At 73.4% G+C, this 26988-nt stretch carries 30 protein-coding genes and 1 pseudogene; 14 read left to right on the top strand and 17 right to left on the bottom strand.

The features are described from left to right. Positions 1-34 precede the first annotated feature (34 nt). Positions 35-913, bottom strand: a complete 879-nt coding sequence (locus tag ACGF12_RS25080) for a MurR/RpiR family transcriptional regulator (RefSeq protein WP_393034196.1) — start codon at positions 911-913, stop codon at positions 35-37. A gap of 74 nt (positions 914-987) precedes the next feature. On the opposite strand from ACGF12_RS25080, the gene ACGF12_RS25075 reads away from it, so the two are divergent. After that, complete coding sequence (locus ACGF12_RS25075; RefSeq protein WP_393034193.1) at positions 988-1845, top strand: EamA family transporter; 858 nt, start codon at positions 988-990, stop codon at positions 1843-1845. A 56-nt stretch (positions 1846-1901) separates the two neighbouring features. Here the strand turns inward: ACGF12_RS25075 and ACGF12_RS25070 are convergent, their stop codons facing one another. From ACGF12_RS25070 to ACGF12_RS25055, 4 genes are all read right to left on the bottom strand, one after another. Next, entirely contained in the window at positions 1902-2657 is a 756-nt protein-coding gene (locus ACGF12_RS25070; protein WP_393034190.1) for a GNAT family N-acetyltransferase, read from the bottom strand. A 105-nt stretch (positions 2658-2762) separates the two neighbouring features. Further along, complete coding sequence (locus tag ACGF12_RS25065; RefSeq protein ID WP_393034187.1) at positions 2763-3857, bottom strand: WD40/YVTN/BNR-like repeat-containing protein; 1095 nt, start codon at positions 3855-3857, stop codon at positions 2763-2765. Between the two features lie 116 nt (positions 3858-3973). Then, positions 3974-5419 carry a dihydrolipoyl dehydrogenase family protein gene (locus tag ACGF12_RS25060; RefSeq protein WP_393034184.1) on the bottom strand — a complete coding sequence of 482 codons (1446 nt, stop codon included), beginning with the start codon at positions 5417-5419 and terminating at the stop codon, positions 3974-3976. Positions 5420-5572: 153 nt separating this feature from the next. Beyond that, the gene (locus ACGF12_RS25055; RefSeq protein ID WP_393034181.1) at positions 5573-6307 is read right to left on the bottom strand and encodes an alpha/beta fold hydrolase; all 735 of its coding nucleotides are present in this window, start codon (positions 6305-6307) and stop codon (positions 5573-5575) included. A 102-nt stretch (positions 6308-6409) separates the two neighbouring features. Here ACGF12_RS25055 and ACGF12_RS25050 point away from each other — a divergent pair, with 102 nt between their 5' ends. Continuing rightward, a complete protein-coding gene (locus tag ACGF12_RS25050) occupies positions 6410-7426 on the top strand; it encodes a helix-turn-helix transcriptional regulator (RefSeq protein ID WP_393034178.1) in 1017 nt (338 codons plus the stop codon). A 49-nt stretch (positions 7427-7475) separates the two neighbouring features. Here ACGF12_RS25050 and ACGF12_RS25045 read toward each other — a convergent pair whose 3' ends face one another. Further along, positions 7476-7865, bottom strand: a complete 390-nt coding sequence (locus tag ACGF12_RS25045; RefSeq protein ID WP_393034175.1) for a thioredoxin family protein — start codon at positions 7863-7865, stop codon at positions 7476-7478. 282 nt (positions 7866-8147) lie between these two features. Here ACGF12_RS25045 and ACGF12_RS25040 point away from each other — a divergent pair, with 282 nt between their 5' ends. Both ACGF12_RS25040 and ACGF12_RS25035 read left to right on the top strand, forming a co-directional pair. Further along, entirely contained in the window at positions 8148-8756 is a 609-nt protein-coding gene (locus ACGF12_RS25040) for a sigma-70 family RNA polymerase sigma factor (RefSeq protein WP_393034173.1), read from the top strand. Beyond that, a complete protein-coding gene (locus tag ACGF12_RS25035; protein WP_393034170.1) occupies positions 8753-9568 on the top strand; it encodes a zf-HC2 domain-containing protein in 816 nt (271 codons plus the stop codon). The genes ACGF12_RS25040 and ACGF12_RS25035 overlap by 4 nt, the downstream gene beginning before the upstream one ends. Positions 9569-9604: 36 nt before the next feature. Here the strand turns inward: ACGF12_RS25035 and ACGF12_RS25030 are convergent, their stop codons facing one another. From ACGF12_RS25030 to ACGF12_RS25015, 4 genes are all read right to left on the bottom strand, one after another. Further along, entirely contained in the window at positions 9605-10354 is a 750-nt protein-coding gene (locus ACGF12_RS25030; protein WP_393034167.1) for a hypothetical protein, read from the bottom strand. After that, positions 10351-10971: a hypothetical protein gene (locus tag ACGF12_RS25025; protein ID WP_393034164.1), complete on the bottom strand. Its 621-nt coding sequence runs from the start codon at positions 10969-10971 to the stop codon at positions 10351-10353. The genes ACGF12_RS25030 and ACGF12_RS25025 overlap by 4 nt, the downstream gene beginning before the upstream one ends. Positions 10972-11042: 71 nt before the next feature. Next, positions 11043-11555, bottom strand: coding sequence for a DUF1990 family protein (locus ACGF12_RS25020; protein WP_393034161.1), 513 nt, complete (start codon positions 11553-11555; stop codon positions 11043-11045). Next, on the bottom strand, positions 11552-12343 hold the full coding sequence (locus tag ACGF12_RS25015; RefSeq protein ID WP_393034290.1) for a YndJ family protein: 792 nt from the start codon (positions 12341-12343) through the stop codon (positions 11552-11554). The genes ACGF12_RS25020 and ACGF12_RS25015 overlap by 4 nt, the downstream gene beginning before the upstream one ends. A gap of 206 nt (positions 12344-12549) precedes the next feature. Here ACGF12_RS25015 and ACGF12_RS25010 point away from each other — a divergent pair, with 206 nt between their 5' ends. Both ACGF12_RS25010 and ACGF12_RS25005 read left to right on the top strand, forming a co-directional pair. Beyond that, positions 12550-12819 (top strand): DUF1876 domain-containing protein, encoded by a 270-nt coding sequence (locus ACGF12_RS25010; protein WP_393034158.1) that lies wholly within the window; start codon positions 12550-12552, stop codon positions 12817-12819. Continuing rightward, positions 12816-13019 (top strand): hypothetical protein, encoded by a 204-nt coding sequence (locus ACGF12_RS25005; protein ID WP_393034155.1) that lies wholly within the window; start codon positions 12816-12818, stop codon positions 13017-13019. The genes ACGF12_RS25010 and ACGF12_RS25005 overlap by 4 nt, the downstream gene beginning before the upstream one ends. A gap of 159 nt (positions 13020-13178) precedes the next feature. On the opposite strand, the gene ACGF12_RS25000 is transcribed toward ACGF12_RS25005, so the two are convergent. The 4 genes from ACGF12_RS25000 to ACGF12_RS24985 all read right to left on the bottom strand — a co-directional run bounded on the left by ACGF12_RS25000 (position 13179) and on the right by ACGF12_RS24985 (position 17944). Then, the gene (locus ACGF12_RS25000) at positions 13179-13619 is read right to left on the bottom strand and encodes a PPOX class F420-dependent oxidoreductase (RefSeq protein ID WP_393034153.1); all 441 of its coding nucleotides are present in this window, start codon (positions 13617-13619) and stop codon (positions 13179-13181) included. 29 nt (positions 13620-13648) lie between these two features. Continuing rightward, entirely contained in the window at positions 13649-15259 is a 1611-nt protein-coding gene (locus ACGF12_RS24995; protein WP_393034150.1) for a cytochrome bc complex cytochrome b subunit, read from the bottom strand. 275 nt (positions 15260-15534) lie between these two features. Continuing rightward, entirely contained in the window at positions 15535-17073 is a 1539-nt protein-coding gene (locus ACGF12_RS24990; RefSeq protein WP_393034147.1) for an MFS transporter, read from the bottom strand. 190 nt (positions 17074-17263) lie between these two features. Next, positions 17264-17944, bottom strand: coding sequence for a TetR/AcrR family transcriptional regulator (locus ACGF12_RS24985; protein WP_393034144.1), 681 nt, complete (start codon positions 17942-17944; stop codon positions 17264-17266). Positions 17945-18214: 270 nt separating this feature from the next. Between ACGF12_RS24985 and ACGF12_RS24980 the strand changes: the two genes are divergently transcribed. Further along, positions 18215-18796: a Uma2 family endonuclease gene (locus tag ACGF12_RS24980; RefSeq protein ID WP_393034141.1), complete on the top strand. Its 582-nt coding sequence runs from the start codon at positions 18215-18217 to the stop codon at positions 18794-18796. A gap of 121 nt (positions 18797-18917) precedes the next feature. Then, positions 18918-19706, top strand: coding sequence for a VOC family protein (locus ACGF12_RS24975; RefSeq protein ID WP_393034138.1), 789 nt, complete (start codon positions 18918-18920; stop codon positions 19704-19706). Positions 19707-19794: 88 nt separating this feature from the next. Here ACGF12_RS24975 and ACGF12_RS24970 read toward each other — a convergent pair whose 3' ends face one another. Beyond that, positions 19795-20253: a hemerythrin domain-containing protein gene (locus ACGF12_RS24970; RefSeq protein WP_393034135.1), complete on the bottom strand. Its 459-nt coding sequence runs from the start codon at positions 20251-20253 to the stop codon at positions 19795-19797. Between the two features lie 77 nt (positions 20254-20330). Further along, positions 20331-20927, bottom strand: a complete 597-nt coding sequence (locus ACGF12_RS24965; RefSeq protein WP_393034132.1) for a TIGR03086 family metal-binding protein — start codon at positions 20925-20927, stop codon at positions 20331-20333. Between the two features lie 187 nt (positions 20928-21114). Here ACGF12_RS24965 and ACGF12_RS24960 point away from each other — a divergent pair, with 187 nt between their 5' ends. Then, entirely contained in the window at positions 21115-21687 is a 573-nt protein-coding gene (locus tag ACGF12_RS24960; protein WP_393034129.1) for a DoxX family protein, read from the top strand. A 111-nt stretch (positions 21688-21798) separates the two neighbouring features. Here ACGF12_RS24960 and ACGF12_RS24955 read toward each other — a convergent pair whose 3' ends face one another. After that, entirely contained in the window at positions 21799-22560 is a 762-nt protein-coding gene (locus tag ACGF12_RS24955) for a PP2C family protein-serine/threonine phosphatase (RefSeq protein WP_393034126.1), read from the bottom strand. 140 nt (positions 22561-22700) lie between these two features. Here ACGF12_RS24955 and ACGF12_RS24950 point away from each other — a divergent pair, with 140 nt between their 5' ends. The 5 genes and pseudogenes from ACGF12_RS24950 to ACGF12_RS24930 form a co-directional block, all read left to right on the top strand. Next, positions 22701-23813: an LLM class flavin-dependent oxidoreductase gene (locus ACGF12_RS24950; protein ID WP_393034123.1), complete on the top strand. Its 1113-nt coding sequence runs from the start codon at positions 22701-22703 to the stop codon at positions 23811-23813. Continuing rightward, positions 23810-24451: an FMN reductase gene (locus ACGF12_RS24945; RefSeq protein ID WP_393034120.1), complete on the top strand. Its 642-nt coding sequence runs from the start codon at positions 23810-23812 to the stop codon at positions 24449-24451. The genes ACGF12_RS24950 and ACGF12_RS24945 overlap by 4 nt, the downstream gene beginning before the upstream one ends. Positions 24452-24700: 249 nt before the next feature. Further along, on the top strand, positions 24701-25804 hold the full coding sequence (locus ACGF12_RS24940; RefSeq protein ID WP_393034117.1) for a Dyp-type peroxidase: 1104 nt from the start codon (positions 24701-24703) through the stop codon (positions 25802-25804). A 14-nt stretch (positions 25805-25818) separates the two neighbouring features. Then, a complete protein-coding gene (locus ACGF12_RS24935; RefSeq protein ID WP_393034114.1) occupies positions 25819-26670 on the top strand; it encodes a family 1 encapsulin nanocompartment shell protein in 852 nt (283 codons plus the stop codon). A 205-nt stretch (positions 26671-26875) separates the two neighbouring features. Further along, positions 26876-26988 (top strand): annotated as a pseudogene (locus tag ACGF12_RS24930) (electron transfer flavoprotein subunit beta); the annotation flags it as partial.

Here is a 26988-nt window from a genome sequence, read left to right as displayed (position 1 = left end):
CTCACGGGCGCTTCCTCCAGTAGACGTAGCGCCTCTAGTAGACGTAGCGCGCGCAGGCGTCCGCCGAGAGGCGGAGGGCCTGCTCCGCGCGCGGCCCGCGCAGTGCCAGCAGGGTTTGGGCGAGTGCGTCCACGGCGGCCAGGTGGGCGAGCCGGCTGGCCGTGGTCTCCAGGCCGAAGACCAGGTCCTGCCCGCCCGCGATCAGGGCGCAGGTCGCCGTCTCGGTGAGTGGCGAGCGGGCGTAGCTGGTGAGCGCCAGCACCTCGGCCCCGGCCGCCCGGGCGCTGCGGGCGGCGTCCACCACGCTGCGGGTGGCGCCGGTGTGGCTGACGGCCAGGCAGACGGCGCCCGGCGGCAGTCCGTCGGCCACCAGCTGGGCGGTGATCGAGTCGGCCGGGGCGTCCACCGGCAGGCCGAGCGCGCGCAGCCGGTAGGCGAGGTCGAGCACCACCGCACCGGACAGCCCGGTGCCGACCAGGAGCACCCGGGGGGCGTTGTCCAGCAGCTCGGCCGCTACCCGCAGGTCGTCCGGGCCGAGCGTGGCGGTGATGCCCTCCAGGGCCGCCCGGGCGGCGCGCAGGGTGTCGGCGAGCGCCCGGGCGGCCGGGTCGTCGGAGTCCGCGGCCGGCCCCGGGGCAGGGGCGGGGGCGGCGGGGGCGCGCAGGGCGGCGGCGATCTTCAGTTCCTGGAAGCCGCGGAAGCCGAGCCGCTGGCAGGCCCGGACCACCGAGGAGGGGGCCGTTCCGGCCAGTGCCGCGACGTCGCTGACGCTCAGGTGCACCAGTTCGGCGCCCCGGTCCAGCACCACCTGGGCGACCCTCGCCTCGGTGCCGCGCAGCTCGCCGAGCCGGGCCCGGATCTGCGCGGCCAGCCGGGATTCCAGGGGCGTGAAAAATTCGGAACGTTCTTCCATGAAGCTAGGGTAGCGTGGAATTCGGTTCCAAGCCTGCCGGAAATCCGGTGGGCTGACGGGAGGGGAGCTTCGCCATGTCTGAAATCGGGTCGGCCGTGCCGCTGGTCGTGCTCACGGCCGCCGTGCTGCACGCCGTGTGGAACGGGCTGGCGCACCGGATCCCGGACAAGATGGTCGGCTTCACGCTGATCAACCTGACCTACACCGCGTGTGCGCTGGTCCTGGTCGCGGTCAACCCGCTGCCGGCCGCTGCGGCCTGGCCGTACCTGCTGGCCTCGACGGTGGTCCAGACGATCTCGACGGTCCTGCTGCTGCGGGCGTACCAGCTGGGCGACTTCGGGCAGATGTACCCGATCGCCCGCGGCTCGGCGCCGATGCTGGTCGCGCTGCTGTCGGTCACCCTGCTCGGCCAGCACCTGGGGGCGGGTGAGCTGGTGGGCGTGGTGGTGATCTCCTGCGGCCTGATCGGGCTGGCCTTCGCCCGGGGCATACCCGGGCGGGCGCAGCTGCCCGCACTCGGGGCCGCGGCCGGTACCGGCGTGATGATCGCCGGGTACACGGTGCTGGACGGCAGCGGTGTCCGGCACGCCGGGACGGTCGGCGGCTATGTGGCCTGGCTGTTCCTGCTCCAGGGGCCGACGCTCGCGCTGATCGTCTGGGCCCGGCGCGGCCGCACCCTGTTCACCGGGGTGCGCAGGGTGCTGCCGCTGGGGATCACGGGCGGGGTGCTCTCCCTGACGGCGTACGGCCTGGTGGTCTGGGCGCAGTCCCGGGGCAATCTGGCGACGGTCGCGGCGCTGCGCGAGACCAGTATCGTGATCGCCGCGCTGATCGCCACGGTGGTGTTCCGGGAACGCCTCGGGCGGCTGCGGCTGACCGCCGCGATCACCGTCCTGGGCGGGATCGCCGTCCTGGAACTCGCCCGGCCCTGAGCCGTGGGCCGTTGCGGCCCCGGGCTTGGCAGCCCTGGAGCCCAGAGTCTCGGGTGCTAGCCGGCGTCGGGCACGATCACGGTCAGCGAGGTCTCCTGCAGCAGGAAGCCCAGCGACTCGTAGACGCGGCGGGCCGGGTTGCCCTCGGACACTGTCAGGTGCACGTCGGCCAGCCCGCGGTCGGCGGCGTCGGCGATCGCCCGGCGCAGCAGCTCGGCGCCGAGGCCGCGGTAGCCGCGCCGGGGGTGGCGGAAGACCTCGGCGACCCACGGCAGGCCGTCGCGGTCGGTGAGCACGGCCCCGGCGACCACCCGGTCCTCGGCGTCCACGGCGAGCAGACTGGAGGGCAGCACCGGACCGATGGCCTTCCCGGCGAGCAGCGGGCCGATCCGCTCGGCGAGCGCCCGGGTGTCGTCACCGCGGAAGTGGTCCACGTGGTCGGGGTGGAAGGCGGCCCGCCAGGACTCCAGCAGTTCCTCGGGCGCGCGGTCGCAGGGCACCGCCCGCAGGTCCTCGCGCAGCGGCGCTCCGGCCCAGTCGGCGGGCGGGGGGTCGGCGCGCAGGTCGCGCCGGAAGGTGTGGGCGTGCCGCAGCCGCCGGGCGCCCCGCTCCAGCAGGCGCTCTCCGAGCCCGGGAGGGCCGGAGACCACCCACCCGGGCAGCTCGGCGCGGACGAACTCCGCCGCGTCCACCGAGTCGTCCAGGACCTCCAACAGGTCGGCCCAGGGCCGCCCCTCCCGCTCTCCCGGCTGGTAGCGCACCACCGGTACGCCGTCGCCGTTCCGCCTGGTCACCCAGTCCGTTTCGGGCATGGCCCACCCCACTTCACGAGATCGTTCGTCGGCGGCCCATGCTCGCCAGGACGGGAGCGTCCAGGCAACAGGTTTTCGACCAGCGGGTTCACCGCCGGGCACCGCTCAACCCACCACCGCCGCGCGGACGCAGAGCACGTCCGGCAGGTGGGAGATCAGCAGCGACCAGCTCTCGCCCTCGTCCCGGCTGCCGTACACGTCGCCGGTCCGGTTGCCGAAGTAGATCCCGGCCGGTTCGGCGTCGTCGGTGCGCAGGGCGTCGCGCAGCACGATGCCGTAGTGGTCCTCGCCGGGAAGCCCCTCGCCGAGCTGCTGCCAGCTGGTGCCGCCGTCGATGGTGCGGAAGACCCGGCAGCGGCGGCCGGGCGGGATCCGGTCGTCCGAGCCGCCGAGCGGGAAGAGGTAGGCGGTGTCGCCCCGGCGCGGGTGGGCGGCGACGGCGAAGCCGAACTCGGCGGGCAGCCCGTCCACGATGGAGCGCCAGCTGCCGCCCCAGTCGTCGCTGCGGTACACGCCGCCGTGGTTCTGCAGGTAGAGCCGGTCCGGGTGGACCGGGTCCGGGGCGATCTTGTGGACGCACTGGCCGAACTCGGGGTACTGGCTGTCCGGCGGGAAGAACTCGGCGCGCAGCCCGGTGTTGGAGGGCTCCCAGCTGTCCCCGCCGTCCTTGCTGCGGTAGACGCCGCCGCTGGAGACGGCGACCAGCAGCCGCTGCGGGTCCCGCGGGTCGGTCAGGACGGTGTGCAGACCCTGGCCGCCGTAGCCGGCACCCCACTCGCTGCGCTGGGGGTGGTTCCAGAGCGACTCGACCAGGGCGAAGGTCTCGCCGCCGTCGGTGGAGCGGAACAGCGCGGCGGGCTCGGTGCCGGCGTACACGACCCCGGGGGCCTCCGGCCCGGCGGGCTGGAGCTGCCAGACCCGGGTGAGCGAGGCGCCGGTGGACTCGGGGAAGCGGATCGCCGGCCGCGGCGGCTCGTACCAGTCGGCGCCGAGGTCGTCGGAGCGCCAGACCGAGGGCCCCCAGTGGCTGCTGTCGGCACCGGCGAGCAGTCTGGTGCGGCCGTCGCGGCGGTCGATCGAGACGGAGTAGATCGCGTTCATCCGGAAGTGCGGCCCGCTGAACTCCCAGTCCAGCCGGTCGCGGCTGCGGCCGAGAAAGAGGCCCTTCTCGGTTCCGACGGCCAACAGCACCTCGGTCATGCCTCACACCACCTGGTCACGAGCACGGCCCCCCGGGACGCCCCTCCCCGACTGCCAGTGTCCCGCCGCCCACCGGAGGCCACACCTCGCCGCGCCGCTCACCCGGAAGGTGGCGGCTACCCCCGGCAGTCCTCCAGCAGCCGCAGCCACACCTCGCTGATCGTCGGGTACGCGGGGACGGCGTGCCAGAGCCGGTCGATCGGAACCTCGCCGACCACCGCGACGGTGGCCGAGTGCAGCAGCTCGGCGACGGCGGGCCCGACCAGACAGGCGCCGACGATCACCTCCCGGTCCAGGTCGTAGACCACCCGGGCGCGGCCGCGGTAGCCATCGGCGTACAGCGAGGCCCCGGCGACGGCGCCGATCTCGTGGTCGACGGCCTTGACCCGCAGCCCGAGCCGTTCGGCCGCCGCCAGGGTCAGGCCGACGGCCGCGACCTCCGGATGCGTGAACACGACCTGCGGCGCGCCCGCCAGGTCGGCGGACGCGGAGTGCGCGCCCCAGCGAGAGGTGTCCAGTGCGCGCCCCTGGGCGCGGGCGGCGATCGCCGCGCCGGTGATCCGGGCCTGGTACTTGCCCTGGTGGGTGAGCAGCGCCCGGTGGTTGACGTCCCCGGCGGCGTAGAGCCACTCGCCGTCGACTCCGAGCACCGTGCAGCTGTCGTCCACCTCCAGCCAGTCGCCCGGCCGCAGTCCGACCTGCTCCAACCCGATGTCGGCGGTGCGCGGGGCCCGGCCGGTCGCGTACAGCACCTCGTCGGCGGTCAGCCGCTCGTCGCCGGAGAGCGTCAGCGTGACGGGCCCGGTGGCCCCGGCCCGCTCCACCGCGGTGACCACGGCGGCGAACCGGAGGTCCACCCCCGCCTCCCGCAGCCCCTCGGCGACCAGCTCGCCCGCGAAGGGCTCCATCCGCGGCAGCAGCGCCTCCCCGCGCACCAGCAGGACGACCTCGGCGCCGAGCGCCCGCCAGGCGGTGGCCATCTCCGTCCCGACCACCCCGCCGCCGACCACCGCCAGCCGCCCGGGGACGGCGGGCGAGCCGGTCGCCTCCCGGTTGGTCCACGGGTGCGCCCCCGCCAGACCGGACACCCCGGCGGGCAGCACCGGTCGGCTGCCGGTGCACACGGCGACGGCGTGCCGGGCGGTGAGCACCCGCTCGGTGCCGTCCTCGGCCTCCACCGTGACGGTCCGCACCCCCGCCAGCCGGCCGTGGCCGCGGACCAGCTCGATGCCGGTGTCCCGCAGCCACTGCACCTGCCCGTCGTCCTTCCAGTGCGAGGTGAAGGAGTCCCGCCGGGCCAGCACCGCGGCCGCGTCCAGCCGCCCGCCGCCCACCGCCTCCCGGGAGCCGGCCACCGAGCGGGCGTCGGCCAGCGCGGCGGCCGGACGCAGCAGCGCCTTGCTCGGCATGCAGGCCCAGTACGAGCACTCCCCGCCGACGAGTTCCGCCTCCACGATCACCGTGCGCAGCCCGGCGGCGACCGTCCGGTCGGCCACGTTCTCGCCGGTCGGGCCCGCGCCCACGACGATGACGTCGTACTCCTCGGCGGTGCTGCTGGTCATGTCCCGTCCTCCGTGGTCTCGATGGCCACCCGGCCCCCGGGGCGGGGGCCGGGTCTGCCCGTGCTCCCGTACCCGCCACCCGTAAGCGGGCGCGGCGTGGGGCCCATCCTGCGACCTGGACGCGCCTTCGCGCGGGCGAACACGCGGATGGGGTCAGATTGCCGCGAGCTCCGCCAGCAGCGCGGCGGTGTCGGCCGGGCGGGAGAACATCGGCCAGTGCCCGGTGGGCAGTTCGCGCAGCTCCCAGTTCGGCCCGTCCAGTCCGACGAACCAGGGGTGGCCGGCCGCGATCATCGCCCGCACCTGGTCGAGCGGGAAGGAGCAGGACACCAGCGCCTGCGGGAGCGCGGCCCCGGCGCCGGTCAGCCGCAGCCGGTCCCGGTACGTCCCGGCCGGCTGCGGGGTGACCCGCGCGCCGACCCGGGCCAGGGTGGCCTCGTCCAGGCCCTCGATGCTGGCGCCGTGGGCGGCGATCACGTCCCAGGGCGGCATCGGGAGGCGGCCGTCGACCACCGTGCCGTCGGCGGCCTCGCGGTAGTCGGGCTGCCAGAGGTCGTACAGCGAACCGCCGTCGATCATCGGGCCGCTGTCCAGGTAGACCACCCGGCGGATCCGCTCCGGCATCCGGTCCGCGACCCCGCCCACCGGGGCGCAGGCGCCGCTGTGCGCGACCAGCACGACGTCCCACAGGTCCTCGCGCACCAGCAGCTCGGCCAGGTCGGCGATGTGGTCCTCCAGTCCGAAGTCGCCCTGCTCGCAGGCTCGTTCGGCCACGCCGGGCAGGGTCACCGGATGGACCTCGTGCCCGGCCGCGCGCAGCGGCCCGGCCACCTCGTCCCAGGCCCAGGCGCCGAGCCAGAACCCGGGGACCAGTACGAACGTGCTCATGGTGGATCGCTCCTTCGTGGGTGGGGCCTCCGTCACCGCCGACTCTAGGATCGAATCCGGACAGATCCCGCCCGGATGTCGCGGCCAGGAAGGAGCACCCCGGTGGAACACCCGGTCAGCCGTGTGCTCGCCCTGCTGGAGCTGCTCCAGGACCGCCCCGGCCTGACCGGCGCCGAACTGGCCGCCCGGCTCGGCGTCGACGAACGCACCATCCGCCGCTACGCCGCGCGCCTCGCCGAACTCGGCATCCCGGTCCGAGCCGAACGCGGCCGCTACGGCGGCTACCGCCTGCTGCCCGGCTACCGGCTCCCGCCGCTGATGCTCAACCCCGAGGAGGCCGCCTCGGTGGTCCTCGGCCTGCTGGCCGGGCGCAGTTCGGGCCTGTCGGTGGGGGAGCGGGCCGCCGAGACCGCCCTCGCCAAGATCCAGCGGGTGCTTCCCCCGCCGCTGCGCGAACGGATCGCCGCCGTCGAGCAGACCCTCGGTGTGACCGCCACGCCCGCCGCCGGCCCCAGCCCGGCCGCGGCCGCGCTGTTCACCCTGGCCGAGGCGGCCCGCCGCCGGCGCCGGGTGCGGCTCGCCTACCGGGACCGCGAGGACCGGCCCAGCGAGCGCGAGTTCGACCCGTACGGTCTGGTCTTCCACTCCGGCCGCTGGTACACCACCGGGCTCGACCACCGCAGCGGCGAGCCGCGCACCTTCCGGCTGGACCGGATCGAGCGGGTCGAACAGGGCGAGGCGGACTTCGAGCCGCCCGAGGACGTCGACCCGGTGCAGCGGGTGGTGGAGTCGCTGGCCGGGGTGCCCTGGCGGCACCGGGTGGAGGTGGAGCTGGAGACCACCCTCGCCGAGGCCCGCCGTCGACTGCCGCCCGCCGCGGGCACGCTCACCGAGCTCGCCGAGGACCGGGTGCTGCTGCGGGCCCGGGCGCAGAACCTGGACGGCGTCGCGGTCATGCTGGCCGGCCTGGGCTGGCCGTTCGCCGTCCGCGAGCCCGCCGAACTGCGGGCGGAGGTCCGGGCGCTCGCGGCCCGGCTCGCCGCCTGGGGCGCGGAGGACGGGCGGGAAGGGGCCGGTTGGGAAGACGGCGGGCGGGAAGGGAGCGGGCCGCCGGCATGACGAGGGCCCGGGTAGACACCGCTCCCCGGGCCCGTCAGGTCCGTTCGGATCAGGCCTGGCCGCCGGCCGCCTGCTCCTGCGCCACCTTGCGCTTCACCTCGGCCATGTCCAGCGTGCGGGCCTGGCCGATCAGGTCCTCGAACACCGCCTCGGGCAGCGCGCCGGGCTGCGAGAAGACGAGCACGCCCTCGCGGATGATCGCCAGCGTCGGGATCGACTGGATGCCGAACGCGGCGGCCAGCTCCTGCTGCGCCTCGGTGTCCACCTTGGCGAAGACCAGGTCCGGGTGGCGCTCGGCGGCCTTCTCGTACACCGGGGCGAACTGGCGGCACGGCCCGCACCATCCGGCCCAGAAGTCGATGAAGACGAAGTCCTTGCCCTCCGGGCCCGGGACGATCTCGTCGAAGTTCTCCTTGGTCAGCTCGACCATGTTGCTCATCTCGCGAATCCTTCCCTTCCGAAGGTGGCGGTACGGACCGTCTGCCGGGCACAACGGTGATGCCCGACGGGGTATTCCGGGGGCCTTCCGGATCGAGTACGCGGCCACCACGGACCGTACAGAAGGATGTCCGGTCCGTTCACCGAGGTGGGAGGCTCCCCGTGCGCAGCGCCCCCGCGGGGCCGGGGCGTAACCGGCACCCGGTTCGCGCCGACCCCGACCGGCGGCAACCAGCCGCCCAGCACCCCGGGTTGCTGACCGATGACCGATGACCGTTGACCGATGGCGACCGCCGCCCTCGACCAGCAGGCCCGGGTGCGCAACGATGAAGAAGTGGTGACCGAGGAGCACCCCGCCGGCGGCAGTGCCGCGCACGGTACGGGGGCCGCGGACGAGGAGCTGATGCGGGCCCTGTACCGCGAGCATGCCGGTCCGCTCTACGGCTTCGTGCTCCACCTGGTCGCGGGGGACCGCCAGCACGCCGAGGAGGTCGTCCAGGAGACGCTGGTCCGAGCCTGGCGCAACATCCACCGGCTCGACCCGCAGGCCGGCTCGCTGCGTCCCTGGCTGGTCACCGTCGCCCGCCGGATCGTCATCGACGACCACCGCAGCGCCCGCGCCCGGCCGCGCGAGGTGGACGCGGCTGCGCTGGAACAGCTGCCCGCCGAGGACGAGATCGACCGGGCGCTGCGGATGATGACCGTCGCGGACGCGCTCGGCGACCTGTCGCCCGCGCATCGCGAGATCATCGTCGAGACCTACCTCAAGGGCCGCACCGCCAGGGAGGCGGCCGCCGAACTCGGCATCCCGGCCGGCACCGTACGGTCGCGGGTGTTCTACGCACTGCGCTCGCTCAGGCTCGCGCTGGAGGAACGGGGAGTGACATCGTGACCGAACGCCCCGGCGCCGACCCCGGTGGACCGGACCGCGTCCCCGACACCGACGTGCCCGACACCGACGTGCCCGACACCGACGTGCCCGACACCGACGTGTCCGACGCCGCCGAGCACGTCGACGCCGGTGCGTACGTCCTCGGCCTGCTGGAGCCCGCCGAGCGCACCGCCTTCGAACGGCACCTCGCCGACTGCCCGCAGTGCACCGGGCAGGTGGGCCGCCTCGGCTTCCTGGAGCCGGCCCTGGCCGAGTACGTCGAGTCGGCCAGGGCCGTCGGGCTCGACCCGGCCGAGCCCGTACCGAGCCCGAACCCGCGGCTCCTGGACCGGCTGACCGCCGAGGTCACGACCGTCCGGCGGCGGGGCCGGGTGCGGCGGCTGGTGCTGGCCCTGGCCGCGACCGCGATGGTCGCGGCGGGCCCGGCAGTCACCGCCGCGGTGCTCACCGCCGACAGCGGCCCCGCCGTGGTCGCCGTCGCCGAGCAGTTCAGCGCCACCGACCCGAGCACCGGCGCCAAGGCCACCGTCGGCGTGGACGGGAAGACCTGGGGCAGCCAGGTCAGCCTGAAACTCAGCGGCGTCCAGGGCCCGTTGACCTGCCGCCTGGTCGCCGTCTCGCACACCGGCGAGCAGCAGACGGTCACCACCTGGAGCGTCCCGGCGGGCGGCTACGACGAGTCCGAATACCGGGGCACCTCTTTGCAGACCACCGGCGGCGCGGCCTTCCAACCGGGCGACATCGACCACTTCGAAGTACGGGTCCAGAACACCGGCGCCCTGCTGGTCGCGATCCCGGCGCACAAGGCCTGAGCCGGCGGGCCTCCCACCGTGTTCGACCGGCGTCGGTCAGGTACCCGGAGGGCCCTCCTCGTCGCGGTAGTAGTGCAGCACGCCCGAGTCCCAACGCATGGTGTACGACTCCAGCCGCCCGATCCGGGCCGTGCCCAGGTGGGTGGGCCAGTGCGGGTTGGGTCCGCCGGTGCCGGTCATGTGCTCCCGGCGCCAGGTCCGGCTCCAGCCGATCCGCAGCTCGGGTTCGAAGCTGTGCCACTGCTCGCACGGGCACGGCACCAGCACCCGGGCGCAGGAGCGGCACAGCTCGGCCCGGTCGTGGCCGGTCGACACCGACAGCGCCGGCCCCTCCTCCCCGCAGGCCGGGCAGCCCGGCAGCTCGGCCCCGTCCAGCAGCGCGTTCTGCCGCCGGACGTAGTCGGGCAGGCTCAACCGTGGATGCAGGAACGGGTCGTTGCGCCAGGCCGAATCCGGTGAGGCCCACCAGGGCCGGTCCCACCACGCCGGCTGCGCGGGGTGCCGTTGCCCGGCCCGCTTCGCGGCCCTCCGCTGCGCCGCGTACTCCTCGGCCCGGGCCAGCCACAGCTGCCGCGCCTCGTGCAGCTCCTCCACCGCCCGCACCAGCGAGTCCGGGTCGGCCTCCAGCAGCCGGGGCATCCGGGCGCTGACGGTGAGGTGGTGGTAGGTGGCGCGGAAGCCGTAGGGGGCGAAGCGGGTGAGACAGGTGCGCAGGGCGCCGTGGCGCCGGTACGGCGGGAGGGTGGTGTCGTGGACGAGGGCGCGGTGGGTGAGGAAGCTGGTCACGCCGGATCCTCCAGGTCCAGCGCCCGGGCCAGCGCGGCGGTGACGGCGGCGCCCCGCTCGGGGAGCTGCAGCTCGGCCCAACCGCCCGCCAGCCGGACGAAGTCGCGCAGGTCCTGCTCGGCCCCGGCGATCAGTCGGCGCAGCTCCTCCACCGGCAGTTCGATCACCGGGCTGTTCGCCTCGCTGGTGTCCGCCGTCAGCCGCACCACGCGGCCCAGACGCTCGGCCCCGGCGTCGGGGTCGTGGCCGAACCCGGCCTCGCCGCACCCGTCCGTCACCTCCAGCCAGTCACGCCACTCCTCCAGACCGTTGCAGCAGCCAGGTTCGAGGACGGCGCCGGTGGTGGTGTCGGTGACCCGGAAACCGCCGGGGGCGAACAGGTACTCCATGGTGAGCAGCCCGTGCAGGAGGGCGCCCAGGGGATCGTCCGGGCGCGGGCCGCGATCCTCGCCCTCCTCCGGGTCGACGTCATTGGTGGCGGCGAGCAGCCAGACCGCGGTGCCGACCTCCTCCGGCGTCAACGTCCCGTCCAGTACGAGGAATTCGTACGGCTTGTGGGCGCCCGTGGGCCACAGTGTGAAGCCGTCGGGGGTGCGGATCTCCAGCACTGGCTGCATCGATATCACCCGCCGATGATGCCGGGGTCGCGGCCCACGGCACCAACCGGTTTACGCCGCGTCCGCCGCTGCTACGCCGCGTCCGCCGCGATCGCGGCCAGCACCCGCCCGCAGCGCCGGGCGAACGCGCCCTGGAGGAGCGGGAACAGCGGCCCGGCCAGCCGGGCCCACCAGGCGACCGGCCGGCTGAACGCGGTGACGCTGAACCAGACCGCCCCGTCCGGCGCCAGCTCGACCAGGAAGGTCTCCTCGCCCCGGCCCAGGTGCCCGTGCCTGGTCCCGTACGTGAAGCCGTACCGGTCCGGGCCGGTGACGGCGGCCAGCACCCGGTTCGGCGCGCCCGCCCGCAGTGGGCCGACACCGATCGCGCAGCGCACGGCGACGCCCGCTGCCGCCTCCTCGGCCTCCGCGTCGATCCGGATGCCCGCGAGGCGGTGCATCCGCCGGCCGAGCAGGGCGGCCCCGGTGACCTCCAGGGCGGCGCGCCCGTGGCCGATCAGCGCCTGGTGGCGCAGGTGGCGGTACCCGGCGGGCAGCTCGCCGGTGCGGCTGGCGCCCTGCTCGGGGTAGCTGTAGTCGTTCATCGGGAGATCTCCGCGGCGTTGATCCGGCGCCAGGCGAGGAGCGCGCAGAGGGCGAAGCCGAGCGCGTTGCCGAGGCCGTGGGTGGCGGCCATCCAGGCCAGGGTGGGGTGGGGGAGTCCGGCGGCGCGGCCGAAGGCCCACCAGAGGGCGAGCAGCATGGTGAGCGCCAGTACGGCCGAGGAGGCGGCCAGCAGCCGGGCGGTGACCGCGTCCCCACCGCGGGGCCGCAGTTCGCGCCAGCTGACCAGGCCGACCAGCCACATCCCGGTGGTCAGCACGACCGCTCCGGCGAACTGCCACCAGTCGCCGAGGAAGTACCCGGCCAGGACCAGCAGGGTGCCCGCCTTGACGCTGAGCGCCGCGCAGCGGGCCGGCCGGGAGGCGTGGTCGGCCCGGCAGACCAGCCCGGCGACCAGCGCGGCGGTGAATCCGGCGTAGTGGAAGTGCGGGACGGTCAGCGCCAGGATGTGCGGCTCGAAGCCGAACAGCGGGTAGCCGGAGCGCTCGGCGACCAGGGCGACCCCGGCCACCGAGGGCGCGGCGAGCGCGGTGAGCACCGCGACCTCGGCGGGGGCGAGCGAGCGGGTCCGGGCCAGCCGCAGCGGCGCGTGCAGGGCGACGGCCAGGGTGCCGAGCGCGTGGACGACCGCCGGTCCGGTGGCGAGGGCGCCGCGCGGCAGCCAGAGCGAGAGCGCCCCGGGGACGGCGGCGAGCGGCCAGAGCCGGCGGATCCGGGCCGGCCCGGGTTCGTCGATCAGCGCCAGGCCGAGCGGCAGGACGGCGCCCATGCCGAGCAGGACCAGTAGGTCCACCAGTTCCGTCGTGCCCTTGCCCACGGCGGGTGCACCCCCTCTTGAACGTGTTCAAATATGCCGTCGTCGCCGACTCTACGTCGTCGAGTTGAACGCGTTCAACTCGCCCCCGGTCCGGCTGCTCTGGTGTTCACGTTGGGTGCGGCGCACTCTGGAGGAGTAACCGATGGAGGTGATCCGCCATGCAGACTCTGGTCGGTTGGCACATCGAGATGGAGTTCCGCGAGGACGGCCCCCGGACGACCGCGGCCGCCATGCTCCGGCTCAGCGACGGGACCGAACTGCGCGCCCACGGCTACAGCAGCCGCCACCCCTCCGACCCGGAACAGCTGCGGGTCGGGGAGGAGATCGCGGGCGCCCGTGCGCTCAACGACCTCGCCTCGCAGCTGCTCACCAAGGCCCACGGCGAGATCCAGCAGGTCAGCCCGGTCCCGACCCACCCGCTGACGTGATCGCCCCGGACCCGGGCGCGGACCAGGCCGGACGGGAATCGCACCGCCCGCGCATCCCGCTGATCTGCCCGCGCTGCGGGCACGAGCAGCGGGTCGTCCCCGGCGGCCCCGAGCGCACGATCAAGGTCGTGCACGTGGCGACCGGCCGGGAGGCCTGTGAGCCGGGGGACCTGGCCCGGGCGCCGGACGACGGGCTCTGACCCCGGCGGGTGCCGGTGACGGGCAGGTGCCGGTGACGCCGAGTACCGGGCCCCGTTCCCAGGGGTCCCGGCACTCGGCGGGCACGAGGCCGCCCGCAGGCACGAGGCCGCCCGCGGGCTCGACGGAGCCCCGGCGGCCGTCAGTTGACGCAGTACGTCTCAGTTGGCGCAGTACGTCGTCGGCGGCCGCCACTCCGGCCCGACCAGCCGTTGCTCCAACTCGTTCAGCGTGATCCGGATCCCGACCGTCCCCGCCAGCCCCACCCGGAACCGGCTGCGGGCCAGCGCGATCAGCGCCGTCAGGCCGTACTTGTTGATCAGCGAGGTGCGGTAGCGGGCCGTCGCATCGGGGTCGCAGAGCCGTGCGCGGGCCGGGAGTTGCCGGCCGGTGGGGCGCCCGTGGGCGTCGCAGGGGCCGATCAGCACCCTGGGATGGCGCCGGATCCGCTCGGCCTCGCCGGAGTGGGCGGGGGTCCAGACACCGAGCGCGGTGCCGTCGGACACCACCCAGAGCTGCGAGTCCAGCCGGGTTCCGTCGTCACCGAAGGTGGTCAGCAGGAGGTATCTGCTGTCGGCGAGCTGGTCGGTTCGGTCGTGCACGATGTCCTCCCGCTGGCGTGGGGGGCGGGTCAGTGCCCGTGGCCCTCGGCGAGCTCGCGGTACTCCTCGGCGGTGGGCTCGGGGATCCGCGCGTGCTCGCCGTGGAACCCGTGGGACAGCCTCGCACGGGTGCGGGTGAGCGCACCCGCCGGGTGGGCGACTCCATTCTCGTCCACCACGGGCGGCAGTTCGAGGGGGCGGGGCTGCTCGTGCGCCGTGAGCCGGTGCAGTTCGGCGGGCGCGAGCCCGGCGTGCAGCTCGGTGAACTCGCCGTGCGGCAGCCGTTTGATCACGCCGGTCTCCCGCCCGTGCAGCACCTTGTCCCGGTCCCGCCGCTGCAGGCCGAGGCACCAGCGCTTGGTGATCACGAACACGGCCACCGGGACGACGAAGACGCCGATCCGCACCGCGTAGGTGATCGCGTTGAGTGACAGGTGCAGGTGGGTGGCGATCAGGTCGTTGCCGCCGCCCGCGAGCATCACCAGGTAGACGCTGATCCAGGCCGCGCCGAGCGCGGTGCGCACGGGCGCGTTGCGGGGGCGGTCGAGCAGGTGGTGCTCCCGCCCGTCGTTCGTCACCCAGCCCTCGATGAACGGGTAGACCGCGATCGCGCCGAGGATCAGCGGGAACAGCGTGAAGGGGATCAGCACCCCGAGGTTGAGGGTGTGCCCCCACAGCCCGATCTCCCAGCCGGGCATCACCCGGATCAGGCCCTCCGCGAAGCCCATGTACCAGTCCGGCTGGGCGTCGGTGGAGACCTGGTCCGGCCGGTACGGGCCGTAGGCCCAGATCGGGTTGATCGTGGCGACCGTCGACATCAGCGCGACGATCCCGAACACCAGGAAGAAGAACCCGCCGGCCTTGGCCAGGTAGACCGGCATCAGCGGCATCCCGACCACGTTCTTCTCGGTCCTGCCCGGGCCCGCCCACTGGGTGTGCTTGTGGTAGAAGACCAGGATCAGGTGCGCCACCAGCAGGCCGAGCATGATGCCGGGGATCAGCAGCACGTGGATGGTGAAGAACCTCGGGATGATGTCGTGCCCGGGGAACTCCCCGCCGAACAGGAACATCTGGATGTACGAGCCGACCAGCGGCACGGCCAGCAGCACGCCCTCGATGAACCGGATGCCGGTGCCGGAGAGCAGGTCGTCCGGGAGCGAGTAGCCGAAGAAGCCGTCCAGCATGCCGAGGAACAGCAGCAGGAAGCCGAACACCCAGTTGATCTCGCGCGGCTTGCGGAACGCGCCGGTGAAGAACACCCGCATCATGTGCACGAACATGGCCGCGACGAAGACGATCGCCGCCCAGTGGTGGATCTGACGGATCAGCAGCCCGCCGCGCACCTCGAAGCTGATGTTCACGGTGGAGGCGTAGGCCTCCGACATCGAGATGCCCTTGAGCGGGACGTACGAGCCGTCGTAGATCACCTCGCCCATGCTCGGCTTGAAGAACAGGGTCAGCCAGACGCCGGTCAGGATGATGATCAGGAAGGTGTAGAGGCAGATCTCGCCCAGCATGAAGGACCAGTGGTCCGGGAAGATCTTCCGCAGGTTGGCCCTGGCCAGGGAGTAGATCCCCAGCCGGCCGTCCGCCCAGTCGGCGGCCCGCTGCCCCCGCCCTGGGTTCTGATTCCGGGTCATGTGCACGCACCTCGGTCCGAAGGAAGCGGGGATAGTTCCCCGATTCGCACTGGGGTCACCATAATCGGGGAGAGATCCCCACTTCCAGTGGGGGTGGCTCCCCAGCTCCCCAGCTCCCCGGCTGCCCGTCGGCTGCCCGTCCGCCGCCGTCGCGCCGTCGACGCAGAACGCGCGGGCCCGGGACATGCGAGCGGCCCGCCCGGTGCCGTGGAGGACACCGGACGGGCCGCGTACGCACCCGAGTCGCCCGGATGACGGGCGGCACCCCGAGAGGGTCAGTGCACCAGCACCGGCACCTCGTCGCTCTTCACCGAGCCCGAGCCCGCCCCGGCGCCCGCACCCGCGGCGCCGGGCCGACCGGCGTTGATGAAGGTGAAGGCGACCGCGGCGGCCGCCACCAGGATCCCGAAGGAAACCCAGATCGCGGTCGTGAACCCGTGCACCATGCCGCCGAACTGCAGCGCCTTGGCGGCCTCCGGGGAGGCGAGGGCCGCGGCGGTGGCGTGCGAGGTCAGCCAGCTGGTGGTGGCGCTGGCCGCGATGGTGTTCAGCAGCGCGGTGCCGATGGCGCCGCCGACCTGCTGCGAGGTGTTGACCATCGCCGAGGCCACGCCCGCGTCGCGCGGCTGGACGCCGTGCGTGGCGAGGCTCATGGCCGGCATGAACGCGGTGCCCATGCCGAGGCCCATCAGGACCAGGCCGGGCAGGATCAGCGCCGGGTACGAGGTGTCCAGGCCGATGTGGGTCAGCAGGAACATGCCGGCCGAGGCGGTCAGGAAGCCGGGCGCCATCAGGTAGCGCGCCGGGACCCGGGTCATCAGCCGGGCGCCGATCTGGGTCGAGCCGGTGATCATGCCCGCCACCATCGGCAGGAAGGCGACGCCGGTCAGCACCGGGCTGTAGCCGCGCACGATCTGCAGGTAGTAGGTGAGGAAGAGGAAGAGGCCGAACATGCCGATCACGGCCATGCCCAGCGACATGTACACCCCGCCGCGGTTGCGGTCGAGCACCACGCGCAGCGGCAGCAGCGGGGCCTTGACGCCGCGCTCCACCAGGGCGAAGGCGGTCAGCAGCACGACGGCCGCGGCGAACAGCGCCAGGGTGCTGCCGGCCGTCCAGCCGCTGGACTCGGCGCGGGTGAAGCCGTAGACCAGCGAGACCAGGCCGGTGGTCACCAGCACCACGCCGGGGATGTCCAGCTTGTTGCGGTTGCGGCCCTCGGCGGGCTCGCGGATCACCATGACGGCACCGGTGGCGGCCAGGATGGCGAACGGGATGTTGACGAAGAAGGTCCAGCGCCAGTTCATGTACTCGGTCAGCAGGCCGCCGAGGATCAGACCGATGGCGCCACCGCCACCGGCGATCGCGCCGTAGATGCCGAAGGCCTTGGCGCGCTCCTTGGCCTCGGTGAAGGTCACCGCGAGCAGCGACAGCGCGGCCGGCGCGAGCAGCGCGCCGAACACGCCCTGCAGGGCGCGGGCGCCGAGCAGCATCGCGGTGTTGGCCGCGGCGCCGCCGAGCGCGGAGGCGAGGGCGAAGCCGGTCAGGCCGACCACGAAGGTCCGCTTGCGGCCCCAGAGGTCCGCGATCCGGCCGCCGAACAGCAGCAGGCCGCCGAAGGCCAGCGCGTAGGCGGTGATCACCCACTGGCGGTTGCCGTCGGAGATGCCCAGGTCCTTCTGGGCGGAGGGCAGGGCGATGTTCACGATGGTGGCGTCGAGGACGACCATCAGCTGGGCGAGGCCGATGAAGATCAGCGCCTTCCAGCGCCGGGGATCGGGCGGCGTCGCCGGGCGGGCGTCGGTTTCAGGCATGGGGGTACTCACTTCACGGTGCGTGGCGTGCGAGAACGGTCAACTGCCGTACGGGAACGGACGGTTGCCGCAAGGGCTCAGGTGCGGGTGCGGGTGCGGGCGCGCGAGGGCGTCCGGAGCCGGCGCCGGTCAGCGGCGCGGCGGCAGGGTGCTGGGAGGTCGGATCAGTGATGTGGGTCCAGGTAGTGGGTCAGCCCTGGGGTCGGAAGTCCTCGAAGGTCGCGGGTCGGCCGGGCAGGACGGAACGCGCGGGCGCGCGCAGGCCGTCCAGGAACAGCTGCAGGTGCCGGTGGACGAACTCGTCGAGCAGTCCGCAGGAGGTGCCCGGCAGTGGCCGGGTGAGCTGGCTCATCGCGATGAACAGGTCCCCGTGGTCCACGTCGGACCGCAGTTCGCCCGCGGCCCGGGAGCGCTCCATCAGTCCGCTCACGGCGGTCCGCAGGCGCTCCCGGATCTCGGTCAGCTCAGGGTCGTAGGGGTCGATGGTGCTGGTGAAGACGGCGCAGAGCCCGCCGACCTTCTCCGCCACGGTCGCGTGCGCGAACCGTTGCAGAGCGTCGAACGGACCGCCGCCCTCGCCCGCATCCGCCTCGGCCGTCGCCGTCTCGGCTAGGGCCAGGATGCGGTTCTTGACGAGCAGCGCCACCTCGCGGATCAGTGCCACCCGGTCCGGGAAGTTCCGGTACAGCGTGGCATTGCCGACCCCCGCCCGCTTCGCGATCTCGTCGAACGGCACATCGGCACCGTGCTCGACGAACGCGTCCCGGGCCGCCAGCACGATCCGCTCCCGGTTCCGGCTCGCGTCCGCGCGCAACTTCGGCGCACGCACACTCCCCGCGGCAGGGGCCGACTCGGCGACGACGGTGGTCATGGCGACTGCTCCTTCAGGATACCGGGGAAATTCTCCCCGCTTAAGCCAACGTAGTCGGAAACGGGGAATCTGTCCCCGCTATTTCCCGGCGCGATGTGACCTGCGTCACAACGCGTCCGTGGCGCCGTCGACCGGGGCGAGGTTGCGCAAGGTCTCCCGTGAGGCCTTGCGGAACGTCTGACGGAGCTATCGTCGGAAGCCGGACAGCCCGTAACCGCCCGCCGGTGTGCTCGTTCCTCCGGAGGGTGCCCAGGCGAAGGAGGAAGGCCCGTGACTGCGATCTCCGACCGCCCGCAGATGCTGCCCGAGGAGTTCGAGGAATTCGCTCGTCATCTGGCCGCGACCGCCGAAGGCATCCGGCCGGAGTTCATCAACGGGAAGCTGGGGGTCAAGCCCGTGCCGGACGGTGACCACGGCCGCATCATCCAATGGCTCAATCGGATCTGCATCCAGGCTCGGCCAGAGCTCTATCTTCACGATCAAGGACTCAAGCTGCAGGGCCACCGGGGTGGATTCGCTCGCCCGGACGGCACGCTGGCCGACGCGGATGCCTTCGTGGGCCACGGCGACTGGGCTGAGACCGAGCAGGTGCTCATGGTCGCGGAGGTCACCTCGTTCGACTCCGACACCGACCGGCGTGCCCGCATCGAGAAGCCCCGCGCCTGTGCCGAGACCGGCATCCCGGTCTACCTGCTGATCGACCGGGACTCCGCCGAGGTCGTCGTCCACAGCCGGCCCGACGGCGTCCGGTACGAGGCCGTCCAGATCCTCCCGTTCGGCAAGACCGTCCACCTCCCCGACCCGGTCGGCATCTCCCTGGACACCGAGCCGCTCAAGAACTGGGTGCGCTGAGCCCGGCCATGCCTTCACCGGGGTGGTACGCCCGTCGGCCTAGGCTGTGGGCGTCCCGGGCGGCCGGTGGGTCGTGGGAGTCGGGAGGGGCCCGGCGGCCGGGTGGGCGAGGAGGTTCGCGATGGGCAGCGGTGAGACGACCGCCAGGGTGCGCTGCGTGGCGGCCGTTCCGTGCTGGGTGAGCCTGATGGCCCGGGACCTGGAGGGCGCCAAGGAGTTCTACGGGCCGCTGCTCGGCTGGGAGTTCGAGCCCGAGCCGGAGCGCTTCGGCCCGTACCTGCACGCGGTGACCGGCGGGGAGGCGGTGGCCGGGCTGGGGGTGGCCGGCCTCGGGGCGGTGCCGCTCGCCTGGACCAGCTACTTCGGGACGGAGAGTGCCGACGCCGCCGCCGACGCGGTGCGCGAGCGCGGCGCGACGCTGGCCGTCGGCCCGCTGGCCTTCGACGAAGGGAGGGTGGCCTTCGCGGCGGACCCGGCCGGGGCGGTGTTCGGCATCTGGGAGGGCCCGCTGGGCCGCGCCCGGAAGCTGGACCTCCCGGGCGCGCCGGTCTGGATCGAGCTGCGCACCCCGGACCCGTTCGCGGCGGCGCTGTTCTACGGCCAGGTGTTCCGTTGGGACGGCCGTGACCCGGAGCGCTTCGAGGTCCGCTGGGAGCACGACCGGGTGGTGCTGCGCGCCGAGGGGCACAGCGTCGCGGCGCTGGCCAAGGAGCAGGCGGGCGGCCCGGCGGGCATGCCGCCGCACTGGGAGGTCTCCTTCGCCGTCCCGGACACCGACCGGGCGCTGGCCCGGGCGCTTGAGCTGGGCGGTTCGGCGGTCGGTCCGGCCTTCGACTCCCCGTACGGCCGGGTGGCCCGGCTGCAGGACCGCGAGGGCGCCCGCTTCGCGGTGATCAGCCCGAAGAGTTGATCAGCTGGACGAGTTGATCGGTCTGAAGGCCTTGACCGGCCCGAGAGCCCTGATCGGCCCGCCTAGTCGATCATTCCGTCCGGGCTGATCAGCCCGTCGAGCCGAGCTCCGCGCGCTCCGCCCGCAGCCGTTCGCCCAGCGCCGCCCGGGCCTCGGCGGGCAGGGCCTTGCGGGCGGCCGGGAAGAGCAGCTTCTCCTCGCCGCTCAGGTGTCGCCGGACGGTGTCGGCCAGGCCGCCCAGCAGCGCGTCGAAGCCCGGGTCGGCCGGGCCGAGCCCCTGCAGGTCGGCGAGGTACTGCCCGATCGCGAGGTGGTCGTGGATGCTGCTGAACACCAGGGCTCCGCCGTCCGGCACGTCGTGCTGGACGAGCGGGAAGAGGTGCTCCTCCTCGGCGGCGCAGTGGGTGAACAGCAGGTCGGTCAGCCGGGTGACCAGCTCGGCGCGCTCGGCGGAACCGGCCGGGGAGGCTTCGACCCGGTCGAGCAGCTCGGTGACCGCCTTGTGGTCGGCGGTGAACTCGCCGAGGATGTCCGGCCTGCGGCTCATGGCGCGCCCGCCTCTCGTACGGGATCAGGACGTACCCCCGTACTCTCCAGTATCCGGCGTGCCCGGATTTACCCGGTTCAGCCTCCGTCCCGCCGCCCGGTGAGCGCCAGCAGCCGGGCCTGCGGGCCCGCGTCCTCGGCGACGGGCAGCGGCGGGCCGAACAGCCCGCTGCCGGAGAGGTCCCCGTAGCCGCTGATCTCGCCGAGCGCGAATTCCACCAGCTCCGGCGGGATCCGGGTGTGGGTCCCGATGCCCTCGGCGAGGTCCCAGGTGTGCACCACCAGGTCGGTGGTGAGCTGGTCCAGGTAGTACTGCCCGGAGACGTCCGCGAAGGACAGGTGGACGGTGAGTTCGGTGGCGCCGGGGACCTCCCAGGCGTGCCGGGCGGCCTCGGCGGCGGCCGTCCAGGCGGCGACCGGGTCCGGGCCGAGCACGTCGCCGTCGAAGCGGCTGCCGACCTCGGTGATGGTGGCACCCATCAGCAGCTCGGGCACCCAGAGCTGCTCGCCGGTGAGGTGGTTGACCAGGTCGCGGACCGACCAGTCGGCGCACGGGGTGGGGGAGTCCCACTGGCCGGGTGTGACCAGCCGGACCCGCTCGTCGAAGGCGGCCAGCGCCTCGGGGTAGGGCGTGCCGGACTCGGCGGCCCGCCGGTGTCGCCTGCGTTGAGCCATGCCTCCACCCTGCCCCGGGCCGGGCGGGGCCCGCACCTCGCTCACTGACCGTCAGTTGTTCAAATTCGAACTCCAAGGTACGGTCGAAGAGCGGCCGGTTCAAATTTGAACAACAGGCGGGCCCACCACACTCCGCCCGGCCGCATCACCACACCCTGACGACCGACCCCGATCGATGGAGACGCGCATGCCGAGCAGCAGCCCGAGCACGACCGCCGCCACCACCCCCACCGTCCGCACCGCCCGGGACTTCTCCGGGCCCGCGACCACCTCCCCGCACGCCTATGACGCCGGACTCCTGCTCCTGCGCCTGGTGCTCGGCCTCACCATGGCCGCGCACGGCAGTCAGAAGCTGTTCGGCTGGTTCGGCGGGGGCGGCATCGACGGCACCGGTCAGTTCTTCACCATGAGCGGCTACCCGGCGGGCAACACCATGGCTGTGGTCGCCGGCCTCACCGAGATCCTGGGCGGACTCGGCCTCGCCGTCGGCCTGTTGACCCCGCTGGCGGGCGCCGCGATCGTCGGCACGATGGTCAATGCGATCGCCGTCACCTGGGGCGGCGGCTTCTTCGCCCCGAAGGGCAACGAGTACGAGCTGTTGCTGACCGCGGGCGCCGCCGCCCTCGCGCTGACCGGCCCGGGCCGCTACGCCGCGGACCGCTTCCTGCCGGTGCTGAAGGCGCACCGCCTGGCGTACGGTGTGGCCGCCGTGCTGGTCGGCCTGGCCACCGCCGGGGCGATCCTTTTGCTCCGCAAGTAGCCGCGACGGCCCAACTGTCGTGTTCTGAGGCCGTGGTGACCGATCGTCACCGCGGCCTCCGCGCGTTTCCCGCACGCCTGCTGCGACTTCCGGGCCGGCGCGCCTGCCGCCTCACTCGCCGATCCGCACCAGCGCCAGGGTGATGTTGTCCGGCCCGCCCGCCTCGATCGCGGCCTTCCACAACTCGAACGCGGCCCGGCCGTCGGCCCGTTCGGACCCTTCGTACGGCTGGGCGAGCAGTTCGGCCAGCTCCTCCTCGGGCACCGGGTCGGTCAGTCCGTCGCTGCACACCAGGTAGCGGTCGCCGGCGGCCAGCGGCGCGGCGCGGACGTGCGGTTCGACGAAGGTGAGCCCGAGCGAGCCGCCCAGGGTCTGGGTGACCACCGAGGTGGTGCGCCGGCCGGGCGGCAGCGGCGGGCTGTCGTCGACGCTGACCCGGCGCAGCCCGTCCCCGGTGACCCGGTAGACCCGGCTGTCGCCGACGTTGAAGGCCACCGCCTGCTCGGGCAGCAGCACCAGTCCGGCGATGGTGGTGCCCATCGCGGCCAGCTCCGGATCTCCGGCCGCGGCCGCGTGCACCGCCCGGTTGCACTCCTGCAGCTCCTCCCGGACGGCCTCCTCGCCGTCCAGCGCGCCCCCCGCGACGGCGAGCCGGCGGGCGACCAGGGCGCTGGCCACCTCGCCGCCGGGGTGGCCGCCCAGACCGTCGGCCACCGCGACCACGCAGGGCGGGCCGAGCGGGAAGAGCAGGGTCTGCGGGTTGGTGGTCACGGTGGCGCAGAGCGTCCACGGTCCGACCGTGAGGCTGTCCTCGTTGTGCTCCCGCACCAAGCCCTCGTGGCTCAGCGCGCTCACCGCGATGTACGGCGCCATCGGTTCGCCGCCCTTCCGGAGCCCTCCTCCCATTGTCGCCGTCCCGTCATCGCTTGTCGGCGGGAATAACGCCCCTCGGCCGGGTGCTAGTGTGGTTGAAAGTTGAACGACCTAGAACCGTCTGGAGTGTGGTGAGCGGCATGCAGTTCGGAATCTTCACCGTCGGCGACGTCACCCCCGATCCGACCACCGGCCGCACCCCGAGCGAGCACGAACGGATCAAGGCGATGGTGGCCATCGCGCGCAAGGCCGAGGAGGTCGGCCTGGACGTCTTCGCGACCGGCGAGCACCACAACCCGCCGTTCGTCCCGTCCTCGCCGACGACCATGCTCGGCTACATCGCCGCGCAGACCGACCGCATCATCCTGTCCACCGCGACCACGCTGATCACCACCAACGACCCGGTGAAGATCGCCGAGGACTTCGCGATGCTCCAGCACCTCGCCGAGGGCCGGGTGGACCTGATGATGGGCCGCGGCAACACCGGCCCGGTCTACCCGTGGTTCGGCAAGGACATCCGCCAGGGCATCCCGCTCGCGGTCGAGAACTACGCGCTGCTGCACCAGCTGTGGCGCGAGGACGTGGTCGACTGGCAGGGCCGCTTCCGCACCCCGCTGCAGGGCTTCACCTCCACCCCGCGCCCGCTGGACGACGTCCCGCCGTTCGTCTGGCACGGCTCGATCCGCAGCCCGGAGATCGCCGAGCAGGCCGCCTACTACGGGGACGGCTTCTTCGCGAACAACATCTTCTGGCCCAAGGAGCACTTCCGGAAGCTGATCAACCTCTACCGCGAGCGCTACGCCCACTACGGCCACGGCACGCCCGAGCAGGCGATCGTCGGCCTCGGCGGGCAGGTGTTCATGCGGCGGAACTCCCAGGACGCGGTGCGCGAGTTCCGCCCGTACTTCGACAACGCGCCGGTGTACGGGCACGGGCCCTCGCTGGAGGAGTTCACCGAGCAGACCCCGCTGACCGTGGGCAGCCCGCAGGAGGTCATCGAGAAGACGCTGACCTTCCGCGAGAGCTTCGGCGACTACCGGCGCCAGCTGTTCCTGATGGACCACGCCGGCCTGCCGCTGAAGACCGTGCTGGAGCAGCTGGACCTGCTCGGCGAGGAGGTCGTGCCCGTGCTGCGCGAGGAGTTCGCCAAGGGCCGCCCGGCCGATGTGCCGGACGGGCCGACCCACGCCGCGCTGGTCGCGGCCCGCGACGCCCGCGCGAACGACGAGAAGGCCGTGGAGGTGGCCAAGTGACCGTGTTCAGGCTGGCGGTGGTGAGCGCCGGGCTGAGCAAGCCGTCCTCGACGCGCCTGCTGGCGGACCGGCTCGCCGAGTCGACGGTGCGGCAACTCGCCCCGGACGGGCGGGAGGTGGAGGTCGTCGTGGTCGAACTACGGGACCTCGCCGTGGACATCGCCAACAATCTCGTCACCGGCTTCCCGGCCGCCGCGCTGCGCGAGGCGATCGGGGCGGTGACGGAGGCGGACGCGGTGATCGCGGTGACGCCGATCTTCACCGCCTCCTACAGCGGCCTGTTCAAGTCCTTCTTCGACGTGGTCGACCAGGACGCGCTGACCGGCAAGCCGGTGCTGATCGCCGCCACCGGCGGTACGCCCCGGCACTCGCTCGCCCTGGAGCACGCCGTTCGGCCGCTGTTCAGCTACCTGCGCGCGGTGGTGCTGCCGACCGCCGTCTACGCGGCCACCGACGACTGGGGCGGGGCGGGCGACGCGCTCACCGACGACCTGCCGGGCCGGATCGACCGCGCGGCGGGCGAGCTGGCGGCCCTGCTGGCGGGCCGCGGCCCGGCGGCGCGGAGCCGGCGCTCGACGGCCTCGCTGCCCGAGCAGGTGGTGCCCTTCGCCGAGCAGCTGGCGGCGCTGCGGGTCTAGCGCCCGTCCTCGCCTGCAGCAGGGGTGAATCACTCTGACGGCCCCGTCGGACCATCGTCCGGCGGGGCCGTCAGGCCTGCCATGCCGGGCCGTTCGGCTGGGTGTCGACCGCGCCGAATTGTCCGCTGTGCGATGTAATCGTTGGCATGATCAGATTGGCACTGATCCGTCACGCTCTGCACCCATCCTTGCGGGGCGCCCGTCGTGAGCCCGATGCGTGACGACCGGTGCGTGACAAGGAGCGCAGCCATGCAGCCCGAACCGCAAGCCGTGCTCTCCCCGCTGACCGGCGCGGCCGTCTTCCTGGTCCTCACCGTCGAACCCGGCGGCGAGGACGCCGTCCGCGAACTGCTGCCCGACCTCGCCGGACTGCGCCGGGCGGTCGGCTTCCGGGCCCCCGAGGGCGGCCTCACCTGCGTCACCGGCATCGGCTCCGAGCTCTGGGACCGCCTCTTCGACGGTCCCCGGCCGGCCGGCCTCCACCCCTTCCAGGAGGTGGCCGGTGCCCGCCACCGCGCCCCGGCCACCCCGGGCGACCTGCTGCTGCACCTGCGAGCCGAGCGGATGGACCTCTGCTTCGAGCTGGCGGGCCAGCTCACCACCCGCCTCGCCGGGGCGGCCACCGTGGTCGACTCCGTCCAGGGTTTCCGCTACTTCGACGACCGGGACCTGCTCGGCTTCGTGGACGGCACCGAGAACCCCGAGGGCCGAGCGGCCGGGACCGCCGCCGTGGTGGGCGAGGAGGACCCCGGCTTCACCGGCGGCAGCTACGTCATCGTCCAGAAGTACCTGCACGACCTGGACAAGTGGAACGCGCTGAGCGTCGAGGAGCAGGAGGGGGCGGTCGGCCGCACCAAGCTCACCGACATCGAGCTGGCCGACGACGTCAAGCCCGCCGACTCGCACGTGGCGCTCACCGTGATCACCGGCCCGGACGGCGAGGAGCGGAAGATCGTCCGCTTCAACATGCCCTTCGGCTCCTTCGGCCCCTCCGGATCGGCCGGGAGGGGCGGCGAGTTCGGCACCTACTTCATCGGCTACGCGCGCGACCCCGGGGTGACCGAGGAGATGCTCCGCAACATGTTCATCGGCAACCCGCCGGGCACCACCGACCGGCTGCTCGACTTCTCCACCGCGGCCACCGGCACGCTGTTCTTCGTCCCGACCGCCGACTTCCTGGACTCCCCACCGCCCGCGTCCGCCGCCGCGTCCGCGTCCGCGTCCACGCCCGCCGCCGGCCCCGCGTCCGCGTCCGCGTCCACGCCCGCCGCCGGCCCCGCGTCCGAGCCCGCCGCCGGCCCCGTGCCCGCGGACGGCTCGCTCGGCATCGGCAGCCTCAAACAGACCCACTGAAGAGGACCCCGCGCATGAACAACCTCCACCGGGACCTCGCCCCGATCTCCGCCACCGCGTGGGAGGAGATCGAGGAGGAGGCCCGTCAGACCTTCGAGCTGCACATCGCCGCCCGCCGGGTGGTCTACCTGCACGGCCCCGAGGGCACCACCCTCGCCGCCGTCGGCACCGGCCACCTGACCGGCATCGAACCGCCCCTCGACGGTGTCCGGGCGCACGCCCGCGCCAGCCGTCCGGTGGTCGAGCTGCGCGTCCCCTTCACCGTCGCCCGCGCGGCGGTGGACGACGTCGAACGCGGCTCCCGGGACTCCGACTGGCAGCCGGTCAAGGACGCCGCCCGCACCCTCGCCCTCGCCGAGGACCGCGCCGTCTTCGAGGGTTACCGCGCCGCCGCCATCGAGGGCATCCGGGCCGGCTCCAGCAACCCGCCGGTCCAGCTCCCCGACGACGTCCGCGAGTACCCCGAGGCCGTCAGTCGCGCCCTCACCGCGCTGCGCCTGGCCGGCGTCGGCGGGCCGTACTCGCTCCTGCTCGGGGCCGCCGCCTTCACCGCCGTCAACGAGACCAGCGACCACGGCTACCCCATCCACAACCACCTCGCCCGCCTCCTGGACGGCGACATCATCTGGGCCCCCGCCATCGAGGGCGCCTTCCTGCTCTCCACCCGGGGCGGCGACTTCGAACTCTTCCTCGGCCAGGACGTGTCCGTCGGCTACCTCTCCCACGACGCCGACTCCGTCCGGCTCTACCTCCAGGAGTCGCTGACCTTCAGCGTCCACACCGGAGAGGCGGCCGTGGCCCTCGGCGGACCGGCGGCGACGCCTGCGGACGGCACCAGGGCCCCGGGTCACCGGGAAGGGTACTGAGTGCCTTTACCAGGGGTACTGAGTGCCGTAAGCTCTCCGTGGAGCCTCTGACGCCAGTCGAAGAGAGCCGACACGGCATGCCGGTCCAGGTGGCGCTTGCGGCGCGCGGGCCGCGGCCGGGCCGGACTTGGCACTCAGTACCCTCGGCATGACCTGAGGCCATGGATCCAGTGCATCCGTGCACCCGTGACAGGAGATACCGCTCATGAGCTTGAGGATCGTCGTCTGTGTGAAGTACGTGCCGGACGCGACGGGTGACCGTCGTTTCGCGGACGACCACACCACCGACCGGGAGGGCGTGGACGGCCTCCTGTCGGA

Origin of the sequence: Kitasatospora sp. NPDC048296 (assembly GCF_043201815.1) — a bacterium.
Taxonomy (GTDB): domain Bacteria; phylum Actinomycetota; class Actinomycetes; order Streptomycetales; family Streptomycetaceae; genus Kitasatospora.
Note: the sequence above shows the minus strand (reverse complement) of the source record. Positions and strands in the feature narration are given on the sequence as shown.